Origin of the sequence: Lactobacillus sp., from assembly GCF_051893255.1 — a bacterium.
In the GTDB taxonomy this organism is placed as follows: Bacteria; Bacillota; Bacilli; order Lactobacillales; family Lactobacillaceae; genus Lactobacillus.
Genome location: NZ_JBJFHB010000029.1, coordinates 1 through 10,646, shown reverse-complemented (window position 1 = coordinate 10,646; position 10,646 = coordinate 1). Strand labels below are relative to the sequence as shown.

The 10,646-nt window shown below is 49.5% G+C and carries 10 protein-coding genes; 8 read left to right on the top strand and 2 right to left on the bottom strand.

The features are described from left to right. Positions 1 to 128: 128 nt before the first annotated feature. Entirely contained in the window at positions 129 to 785 is a 657-nt protein-coding gene (locus tag ACI4WN_RS02810) for a Crp/Fnr family transcriptional regulator (protein WP_009558663.1), read from the bottom strand. An 11-nt stretch (positions 786 to 796) separates the two neighbouring features. Next, the gene (locus tag ACI4WN_RS02805; protein WP_439776876.1) at positions 797 to 2,155 is read right to left on the bottom strand and encodes a CAP domain-containing protein; all 1,359 of its coding nucleotides are present in this window, start codon (positions 2,153 to 2,155) and stop codon (positions 797 to 799) included. A gap of 148 nt (positions 2,156 to 2,303) precedes the next feature. On the opposite strand from ACI4WN_RS02805, the gene ACI4WN_RS02800 reads away from it, so the two are divergent. From ACI4WN_RS02800 to ACI4WN_RS02765, 8 genes are all read left to right on the top strand, one after another. Then, positions 2,304 to 3,389, top strand: a complete 1,086-nt coding sequence (locus tag ACI4WN_RS02800) for a D-alanine--D-alanine ligase family protein (protein WP_439776875.1) — start codon at positions 2,304 to 2,306, stop codon at positions 3,387 to 3,389. A 90-nt stretch (positions 3,390 to 3,479) separates the two neighbouring features. Then, a complete protein-coding gene (locus ACI4WN_RS02795; protein ID WP_439776874.1) occupies positions 3,480 to 4,148 on the top strand; it encodes a MerR family transcriptional regulator in 669 nt (222 codons plus the stop codon). Between the two features lie 147 nt (positions 4,149 to 4,295). Beyond that, positions 4,296 to 5,438, top strand: a complete 1,143-nt coding sequence (locus ACI4WN_RS02790; RefSeq protein ID WP_439776873.1) for a YibE/F family protein — start codon at positions 4,296 to 4,298, stop codon at positions 5,436 to 5,438. Then, positions 5,435 to 6,232 (top strand): YibE/F family protein, encoded by a 798-nt coding sequence (locus ACI4WN_RS02785; protein ID WP_439776872.1) that lies wholly within the window; start codon positions 5,435 to 5,437, stop codon positions 6,230 to 6,232. The genes ACI4WN_RS02790 and ACI4WN_RS02785 overlap by 4 nt, the downstream gene beginning before the upstream one ends. After that, on the top strand, positions 6,198 to 7,070 hold the full coding sequence (locus ACI4WN_RS02780; RefSeq protein ID WP_439776871.1) for an alpha/beta hydrolase: 873 nt from the start codon (positions 6,198 to 6,200) through the stop codon (positions 7,068 to 7,070). Before ACI4WN_RS02785 ends, ACI4WN_RS02780 begins: the two co-directional genes overlap by 35 nt. Before the next feature lie 222 nt (positions 7,071 to 7,292). Next, the gene (locus tag ACI4WN_RS02775) at positions 7,293 to 8,912 is read left to right on the top strand and encodes an alpha-glucosidase (protein WP_439776870.1); all 1,620 of its coding nucleotides are present in this window, start codon (positions 7,293 to 7,295) and stop codon (positions 8,910 to 8,912) included. 153 nt (positions 8,913 to 9,065) lie between these two features. Further along, on the top strand, positions 9,066 to 10,025 hold the full coding sequence (locus ACI4WN_RS02770) for a LacI family DNA-binding transcriptional regulator (protein ID WP_439776869.1): 960 nt from the start codon (positions 9,066 to 9,068) through the stop codon (positions 10,023 to 10,025). Between the two features lie 121 nt (positions 10,026 to 10,146). Then, a partial coding sequence (locus ACI4WN_RS02765) for an alpha-amylase family glycosyl hydrolase (protein ID WP_439776868.1) occupies positions 10,147 to 10,646 on the top strand: 500 nt, incomplete at its 3' end.

The window sequence follows — 10,646 nt, the reverse complement described above, 5'->3', positions numbered from 1 at the left end:
ATGTAGTTAGCCAAGACATTTTTGGGCAACTTATTCCCCCTAATGTAGTTAGCCATGGACTTTTTAGCCAATTCATTCCCCCAATTGTTGTTAGCCAAGTAAAAAAGTCGTGCGAAAGCACGGCTTTTTTACTGTTTTAAGATTGTAATTTGCTTGCCCTTGGCCGTGATATAGCCTTCTTTCTTCAGCTTGGTGAATTCTCGGCTCAGGGTTTCTGGCGTAATCCCCAGCAAGCTAGCCAGGTCCTTTTTCTTTAAGGGCAGGGTAAAAGTATTTGATCCCGCTTCATCGGCGTAGTCTACTAAAGCAGCAAATAAGCGCGGGCCGGCTTCCATGGAATTCCGTCTTACCGCGTTCTTTTGCGCGGTGACCAGCCGTCTGCCAAACTCGTTTAGCAGGTGTAGAGACAGTTCCGGCGACTTCAAGAGCAGCTTCTGAAAGTCAGAATAGTTGATGGAGCAGGCGGTGCTGTCTTCTAAGGCTTCGATAAAGAGGTCGTCGTTTTCTGTGTCGAACAAGTTTTCTTCGCCGTTGATGTCGCCTTGCTGCATTAAGCTGATCACTTGCTCATGGCCATCTTCACTCAGGCTGTAGATCTTGGCCTTGCCGGAGTCAAGCGACATCACGGACAGGCGGCCGTCGCCAGGCGAGTGCATCAGGCTGCCTTTTTTGAAAAATTGCTGGTGGGTGGAAATGTGAACCAGGTCGCGGCGCAGCTCAAGGGGCAGATTCTTAAAAATCGGGACATGGCTGATACAGTTTAATTCATCGTGGTGCTGGGTCATTGTGTCACTTCTTACTTTTTCTTCTTACTGGATTTCTTACTAGACTTTTTACTAGAAGATTTTTTAGACTTACTTGATTTTTTCTTTGACTTAGACTTACTGGAAGTCTTTTTCTTCGATTTCCCCCCAGAGTTCGAGGAGCTGGACTTGCTGGAAGACTTCTTAGACTTGGTGGTCTTCTTGGTCTTCGCCGTCTTAGTCGTCTTCTTTACGGCCTTGGTCGTGGTGACCTTCTTCGCCTTAACCTTGGAAATCTTCTTGCCGACCTTGTAGAGGTACTTGGCAAGCCCCTTTTGCTGGAGGTCCTTTTGGCTGAGCTTGGACTTAGTTTGGGTGCTAGAAGACTTGACGGTGCTTGACGCAGTTGCGTAACTTTGGCTGGTCCCGCTTTGCTTAAAAAGCTTAAAGCTATAGGTCGCCAATCCGCTAGCCACCACCGTGTACTGGTGGCCGTCAACCAGCTTCAGGCTGCTTGGAGAGTAGGTGATGACTGTCTGGAAGTTGCCAAAGCCATAGTAGCTGTAGTTCCTCACATTGGTGGCCGTTACCGTCTTACCGGTGTCGTTGTCCGTTACCGTGATTTTTGGTACGGAATTGTAGATCTTGTTAGAAAAATAGAGCGACCAAGCAACGCCGTTTCCGCTGAGCAGCTCAATCGGGAAGACGCCGGCGTTTGGATAAGCCACCATCTCCCGGCTGGCCGTCCGGGAACTGTCGCCAATATTCAAGACCTGGTTAACCGAGTAGCGGTAGCCGTTGGTGCCATAAGCCGCCCCAACTGAGATCTTGCTTAAGCGGGTCGACAAGATCCAGGCCCGGTGGCCAGTGTCAGACCCTGACAGGTTGTAGCGGTCCGTCAAGAGGTCTGTGATGACGTCGCCGGCACTTTGGGGGCTGGCATTAAAGTTTAAGTTGGCACTGTTAGAGATGTCTTGCGCAAGAGCCCAATTTTTCTTAGAAATGTAGCTTGGGCGCTTTTCGCTTGGCAAGCCGTGCTGGTTGATAAAAGGATTCGCGTTGATTGCTGCCATGACAGCAGCGGTCGTTTGCGCATCCTTGTTGCCTTGCTTAGTAGTTTTAACGGCCGTCAGGCCAAAGAGATCGCGGTAGTAGTTGATGTAGGCTAATTGATCATTGACGTAGCTGGCCTTTAAGGTACCTGCCTTAAAAGGCTTCTTCAACGAAGGTACTGTGCCATAAAGATTTTGCTTGGTGTAGACTGTCTTGTTTAAGGCCTGGTATTCCCGCTGGAAACGCTGGACTTCGGCCTGTTCTTGCGGCGTAAAGGCAGCCGCACTAACTGCGGTAGCGTTGGCTGGCAAAACGGTAAGCAAGAGCAGTACTGGTATGGTTTTGTGGCGCATGATCATCAACCCCTTTCTAATTTATATTATAGCCGATTCCGGCATTTTTTTAATAGCACAAAACTCGATAAAAAAGCCTAAAATTCGTTAATAAAGTGCGCCAAAGGGTCCAGTTTTCGGTATAATTTAGAGTTGGTACAAAGGAGATAATATAATGACGAAGAAAACGCAAGTTGGCTTGATTTTTGGTGGGAATTCTTCAGAATATGAAGTTTCCATCACGTCAGCCGGCAACATTTACAAGGCAATTGACAAAGACAAGTTTGACGTTCACCCAATCTGGATCACGAACGCCGGCTACATGACCAGCGAAGAAGACTCATTCAAGGTTTTGGAAGACCCATCCTACATGGTGGCAAAGCCAAGCAAGGCTGCCAACCTGTCCAACATCGCTGCTTTAGCTGACCGGCCAGAACTGGACGTCTTGTTCCCAATCGTGCACGGCAACTTGGGCGAAGACGGCGTGTTGCAGGGCCTCTTCCGCCTGATCGACAAGCCATTTGTCGGCGTCGACGTTTTGGCTGCCAGCGTAACCATGGATAAGGAATTCTCCAAGATCCTGGCCCAAAGAGTGGGCGTTCCCGTTGCCAAGTGGGTAACCATCAAGCGCTACGAATATGACGATGCGAAAAATCCTAAGCATGACTACCAATGGGTGAGCGAGCAATTAGGCACTAACAACCTTTTTGTTAAGCCATCCAACCAAGGCTCATCAGTCGGCATCACCCACGTGGTTGACGATTCTAACTACGCAGATGCCTTGGCCGAAGCCTTCAAGTACGATGACAAGGTCTTGGTTGAAGAAGGCATCGTTGGTACGGAAGTTGAAACGGCTGTTTTGGGCAACGACCAGCCAGTCGTTTCCGGCGTTGGCCAAATCATCAACGCCGCTAACAGCTGGTACGACTACGACAACAAGTACAGCAATGCGTCAACGACGACCTTGCAAATCCCAGCCCAAATCCCTGATGAAGTGGCGCAAAAGGTTCGTGACAATGCTCTGAAGATCTACCGGGTAACCGAATGCTCCGGCATGGCCCGGATCGACTCCATGCTGCGCGAAGATGGCGAAGTGATCTTTAACGAATTGAACACCCTGCCAGGCTTTACCAACATCAGCATGTATCCAAAGCTCTTTGAAGAAGCTGGCATTTCCTACTCAGACCTGATCACCAAGCTGATCGACCTGGCAATGGAACGCTACGCTCACAAGAAGACGCTTTTGCACAAGCACGACTAAAGGCCAAAAGAGACAAAGATTAGTAAATAACTTCTTGCTGTGGTTGATTTTTTGTTAATTGAAGATTAGTAGAAAAAGAAAGTTCAGAAGATGAGTGAAGTAAGCGAGCAGATGAAAACCAGTGAAGCGGCTAAGCAATTAGGCGTGAGCGAAGCGACCTTGCGCAAGTATTCGCAGATCGTGGAAAAGGTGACTGCCAACCCGGCTTATTTTTCCCATGTCAAAAACGCCCGCCGTTATTCGGCGGAAAATCTCGCTGATTTGAAGAAAATGCAAGAAATGAACAAAGAAGGCAAGACCCTGGAGCAAGCAGCTCAGGAACTGTTTGCCAGTGAACAAGCAACCGAGCCCAAGGGCGCAGCTGACGCTGAGCTTCAGGAGCTAAAGGCCAGCCTGGCTCAAAAAGACGAAGAAATCGCCGCCTTAAAGGCCCAGGTGGCTGAGCTGGCCCAAGCGCAGCAAGCAGCGGCACCGGCAGAAAATAAGGCTGCTCCAGCTGATGACGCCTTGGACCTGCCAGACTTTGACGACCTGGAGGACCTCGGCGAAGTTAAGGAGCCTGAGCGGCCATTGACGGTTGAAGAAAAAAGAGCCCAGGTCGTGGCCGACATGGGCAAGAGCACCGAGGAAGTCCGCCGGGACATCATGGACAAGGTGCAGGAGAATGCCCAAAAGGCCCGGCCAGAATTTCGGACCTTGGCCGACATGCAGCTGAAGGCTAAGAAGACGCCTTGGTGGAAGAAGCTTTTTAAAGGCTAATCTTAATTAAGTGTAAAAGTTAAAAGGGACTGCCGGCGCAGTCCCTTTTTTGCATTAAGATTAGGGTGTAGGGTAAAATAAAGATATATGCAGTTAAATACATATACATATGATGATTAATAAAATATCAGAGAAAGCAGGCACACGATGCAGAAAAAGCGTTGGCTGGGGCTGGTCCTCTTCTTAATCTTAGGCTTAGCCCTGACCGCCTTAACCTATGTGAAAACGACCGGCTACAAAAATGACGTAGCTGTCATCACCGATTATCAAATTAAAGACAAGCTGCTGAAAAAGGAAACCGACATCTACGGCAATAAAGACGAAGAGCGGCGGCAGTACCTCCACGTCAAGGTCTTAAGCGGCAAATATCAGGGCAAGACCTACCAGGTGACCAACACCTATATTCCGTCGCAGCTGGTCAGCCAGAAGTACCGGGCCCGGCAGCGGGTCTTTATCCAGATCCACAAGGGCGTTTTAGCCCTGATTTCGCCGAAAAGAGACTGGGTCTTGGTCTTAACCTTGACCCTGACTTTTGGCCTGCTCCTAGCCATTGTGGGCCGCCGGTCCTGGCTTTTGGTCTTTTCCTTGGCCGTCAGCTGGATTCTTTTTTACATCTTGATCCTGTGGGACGTCAAGGTCAACGGGAGCGGCATTGTTTGGATGTTCTCTTTAGCTGACATTGTCTTGTCCTTCTTCAGCCTGGCTATTGTTCAAGGGATCAATCAAAAAATGCTGGTCACCTGGCTGGCGACCCTCTTAGGCCTCTTTGTCTCCTTCTGGCTTTGCTATGCCGTGATCAAGCTGACCGGGGAAAGCTACCTCAACTATGAAATGGGCGACTACGCGACCCAGGACGTGCGGGGGATCTTTATGGCTCAGACCCTCTTAGGAGTCCTAGGAGCCGTTATGGATGAGGCGACGGATATTGTGTCCAGCCTTTATGAATTGATCCAGCACAAGCCTCACATCACCGTTAAAGAGCTGGTTCAAAGTGGCCGGACCATGGGCCAGGAAATCATGGGGCCCTTGATCAATGTCTTGGTCCTGCTCTTTATTTCAGAAGCCCTGCCCGAGACCATCCTCTACTTTAGAGACAACAACACGATTGGGACGACTTTTAACTTCACCATGTCGCTAGGCGCCACCCAAAGTGCGGTGTCAGCGATTGGGATCGTTTTGACGGTGGTCTTTGCGACTGGCTGCAGCCTGATTTTTATCAAGGATAAAAGCAGCCTGAAGGCTGAACTCAAAGAGGCCATCAAGGGCTTAGAATGGGGGCGGAAAGAATGAGCAGCTTAGGTGCTTTAATTATTCTCTTGGCCATCTTGATGGCCATCGTCGGCGGGGAAACCGGCATCCGCTCCTTTTTCAGCGTGATGATCAACACCATCCTCTTGATCCTGGTGGCCATGCTGATCTCCTGGGGCCTCAGCATTCCGGTGATCACCCTGATCTTTGTTCCTTTAAAGCTGGTGACCATTATTTTCCTGGGGACCCATGACTATACCGTTGCCAAAAATTCCTTCTATGCTTCGATAATCGTCCTGCTAGCCGTCAGCGTCTTAATCGTTGGCATCCAGCACCTGGCCCAAGCGGCTGGGCTTGGCGTTGAAGCTGGGGAAATCCTGCTCGGCCACTCCCAGATGCCGGGGATCAGCTATGAGGAGATTTCAGTGACGGTTGCCGTCTTTTCAGCCCTGGGGGCAGTGGCAGAAGCCGCGGTTTCCATTAGTTCGGGACTTTTGGAATTAAAAAAGGCTAAGCCAGAAATCAAGGAGCACGAGCTCTTAAAGAGTGGCTGGGCCATTGGCTACGACGTTTTGGGGACGGCCATGAACACCATCGTCTATGGGATGTTTGGCAGCTTTTTGTCATTATTTTTATGGTATTACCGCCTTCACTATACCTTTGGTGAGGTAATTAATGATAAACTTTTTGTAAACGAAGCCTTAATCATCATGTATTCGCTGATGGGCGTGTTGTTGACGATTCCGCTAGCTAGCTTCTTGCTGGCCAAGGGGATGAGCCGAAGAAAAAGTGAGGCAAAAAATGGAAACGAAGACAATCGAACTAAAGAACTTTAATGGACGGACTTACAGCATCGCGACTTATACGGTTAGGCACCACCACAAGCCGCTAGATAAGTTGCGGCCGCTAGCTATTGTGGTGCCGGGCGGCAGCTTTACCCACCTGTCGGTCAAAGAAAGCGAGCCGGTAGCGCTAGCCTATGTGGCCCGCGGCTTCAATGCCTGCGTGGTCAGCTACAATCTCTTGCAAGACGAGGGCAAGATCTACCCAGATGCCGGACTTGATGTCTTGAGCACGGTCAGCTATTACCGAGACCACGCCGCCGATTACCAAATTGACCCAGACAAGATCATGACTATCGGTTTTTCCGCAGGCGGCCACATCGCAAGTGCCGCCAACTACCTGGCTGACAGCCCTAAGTATCAGGAGCAGTTTGGCTACGAAGGCGACCAAGTGCGGCCAAACGCCACCATCTTGGGCTACCCACTAACCGACGTCCACAAGGTGGCCTTTGAAATTGGCGGTAAGGCTGACGGGGCCTTGCCAGATGATGAAAAATTGATCGACACGGCCTTGGGTGTGACGCCAAAGACCCCGCCAACCTTTATCTTCCAGTCCTGGAATGACCCGATCTGCCTGCCAACCAATGCCATGGCCTACGAAGAAGCCCTGTTTAAAAATGGGGTCAAGTGCGAAGCCCACATGTTTGACACGGGCTTTCACGGCTACTCCTTGGCCACGCCGGAATTAGCTACGGACGACATTTCCTGGCAGGGCAACCCACACGTGGCCCAGTGGTTTAAATTGAGCCTAGAGTGGCTCACCCACGTTTTCTCTGGGATCGACTACGATGAAAACAAGGATGAATTAACCAACTGGTACATGCCTAAATAAGCACGGAATTAGTCATACCAAGCCTTTGCACTTAAAAGCAGTCGAAAGACTGCTTTTTTCTTTTGTCTTTTTATTCTTTCTTACTCTTTTTGCTTTTTTCAAAAATGGTTAGCGGTAACTGCTTGATTCTTGTACCAGAACGACTATAGTTAATTATTGAAAAATGTGAGCGCTTATTTTTAGCATGAGAATATTGAAGATGTAAAAGGAGAAATAGAAAAAATGACGCAAGCAAAGAAAGAACCTTGGTGGAAAAAGGCTGTTATCTATCAAATCTATCCGAAATCTTTTCAAGACAGCAACGGCGACGGCATTGGCGACTTGCGCGGGATCATCTCCCGCTTGGACTATCTTGAGGGCCTAGGCATTGACGCCATCTGGCTGTGCCCGGTTTACAAGTCCCCAGGCGTAGACAATGGCTACGACATTTCCGACTACGAGGAGATTGACCCTAAGTACGGGACCATGGCCGACATGGAAAAATTAATCGCCGAAGCCGGCAAACGGGGCATCCGGATCGTGATGGACCTGGTGGTCAACCACACCTCTGACCAGCACCCTTGGTTTGTTGAAGCCCGGAAAAATGTGAATTCGCCAGAGCACGACTACTACGTTTGGGCCAAGGAAAAGCCTAATGACCTCCGGTCCAGCTTTTCCGGCAGTGCCTGGGAGTTTGACCAGGAAATTGGTCAGTACTACCTGCACATTTTTGCCAAGCAGCAGCCTGACTTAAATTGGACCAACCCCAAGCTTCGGCAAAAAGTCTACGACTTAATGAACTTCTGGATCGACAAGGGGATCGGTGGCTTCCGGATGGACGTCATCGACTTGATCGGCAAGGTGCCGGAAAAGGGCATCACCGGCAATGGGCCCAAGCTTCACGACTACTTAAAAGAAATGCACGAAAAAACCTTTGGCGACCGGGACTTTTTGACGGTAGGGGAAACCTGGGGGGCTACTTTAGACAACGCTCCGCTTTACAGCGACCCTGACCGAAAAGAACTGTCCATGGTCTTCCAGTTTGAATTCACCGAATTAGACAAGCAACAGGGCAAGGAAAAGTGGGACACGAAGCCGGTTGACTGCGGCGAACTTAAGTCGGTCTTAGCCAAATGGCAAAAGCTGGACTTCAACCACAGCTGGAACAGCCTCTTTTGGAACAACCACGACCTGCCAAGAATCGTTTCCCGCTTTGGCAATGATCAAGATAAACGGGTGGTCAGCGCCAAGATGCTGGCGATTCTCCTGCACGGCCTGCGGGGGACGCCTTACATCTACCAGGGCGAAGAAATCGGCATGACCAACTGCCCGGTGTCCAAGATTGACGAAGTTGAAGACATCGAAGCCCGGCGGATGTACGACGAACGGCTAGCAAAGGGGGAAAAGGCTGAAGACATCTTGAAGTCCATCAATGCCCAGGGCCGGGACAATGCCAGAACCCCGATGCAGTGGAATACCAGCCATGATGCCGGCTTTACCAGCGGTCAATCTTGGTTGCATGTTAACCCGAATTTTTCGAAAATCAACGTCCAAGCGGCTTTGAATGATCCAAATTCTATTTACTATTGTTATAAAGCCTTAATTAAGTTGCGCCACCAACATCGTGTCTTGACCGATGGGTCATTTACCCTGTTAGACACGCAAGACCAGGTGATGGCTTACTACCGGGAAAATGCAGAAGAAAAGTGGCTGATTGTCTGCAATTTGACCGGCGCGGAGCAAAGGTTCACGCTTAAAGATCAAGTGGCAAAAGTTTTACTAAGCAACCAAGACTCGTTAGACGAATTAAAGGAAGGAAAACTAGCGCCATATGCTGCTTACCTTTTGCAAGTTGAAAAATAGATATCCTATTCAATAAACATGCTTTTTCTAAATTTGTAAGCGAAAACGGAAAAGCTGGAAAAGCGCTTTTTTTATGGTAAACTGTTCAAGAGAGAAGAGATAAATTCGCTAGAGAAAATTATAGAGTTAATTCCTTGATGGGAGGGGAAGCTTTTGACTAGAACCGCTACTTTGGAAGACGTGGCTCAAAAGGCGCACGTTTCCAAGATGACCGTTTCCAGGGTCATCAACCACCCAGAGCTAGTCGCGCCGGAACTGCAGGTGGTAGTGGAAGATGCCATGCGCAAGTTAAACTATCATCCAAATAATGCTGCCCGGGCCTTGGCTAAGAACCAGACTAGCGTGGTGAAGTTTGTGATCTTGGAAGACATTGACCACATGGATCCGTACTATACCAATGTCTTGTTTGGCATGGCTACAGAATTAAAGAAGAAGAACTATTCCTTGCAGCTGCTGTTAAAGGGCAGCCAGATTGAGCAGGGGCCGGCTGATGGCTTCGTCATTACGGGGACGCGCGTTGACGACTATCCGATGCTGAACGCCTTGAAAGAGCCGTTTATCCTTTTTGGCGAAAACCGGGGCGGCTACGACTTCGTCGATACCGACAACTTAGGCGGGGAAACGATGGCGACGGAATATGCCCTAAAGCAGGGCTACCGCAACTTAGTTTTTATCGGCCTGGATGTTAAAGAAGCCTTTGAGTTTTCTAGAGAAGCGGGCTATGTGAATGCCATGCAGCAAAACAAGAAGATCCCGAGCGTCAACCGGGTGAAAAACAGCGCTACGGCGGCTCGGGCCTTCATGAAAGAGCACTTGTCTGAATATCCGAAGAACACCTGCTTCATTTGCGGCAGTGACCGGATTGCGACTGGGATCATCCAGGCTTTAGTGGAAGAGGAGAAGGACATTCCGGGCGATTACGGCGTAATTGGCTTTGACGGTATTTTGCTGGACAAGGTTTCTTCACCCAAGATCACCACGGTCAAGCAGGACCTATGGAAGATCGGCGAAAACCTGGCTCAGCTGATTTTGCGCAAGATCAACCAAAACGGGGCTCCCCAAGGAGAAATGTTTATCAAGCCGACTTTATCAAAGGCGGAATCAACTAAATAGCTAGTGAAAGGTCAAACCGTTGAAGACGGCTTGACCTTTTTTGCTTGTTACCGATAACAGGGCCAGCACGATTGTAAGCGCTCAATAAATTCTGTAGATTAAATAGCGGAGGAAACGAATTATGACACAGCAGGAAGCATGGCAAAACGCCATTATTTATCAGATTTACCCAAAATCATTTCAAGACAGCAACGGTGACGGGATCGGCGACTTAAACGGGATCCGTCAGCGGATTCCATATTTGAAAAATCTTGGGATCACCGCCGTTTGGCTGAACCCGATTTACCTGTCGCCTGGCGTAGACAATGGCTACGATGTGAGCGACTACTACCAAATCGACCCGGTGATGGGGACCATGGCCGACTTTGAAAATTTGGTTCAAGACCTGCACCAAGCAGGCATCAAGCTCATCATGGATTTTGTCTTAAACCACACGTCCGACCAGCACCCTTGGTTTAAGGCTGCCATCAGCGACCCTAAGAGCCCGTACCGCGACTACTACATTTTTGCCGGAAAAAATGGGCAAAAACCCAACAACTGGGGCAGCTTCTTTGGCGGCAGCGTCTGGGCCAAGGATCCAGCCGGGACCGGCCAGTCTTACTTCCACCTCTTTGCCAAGGA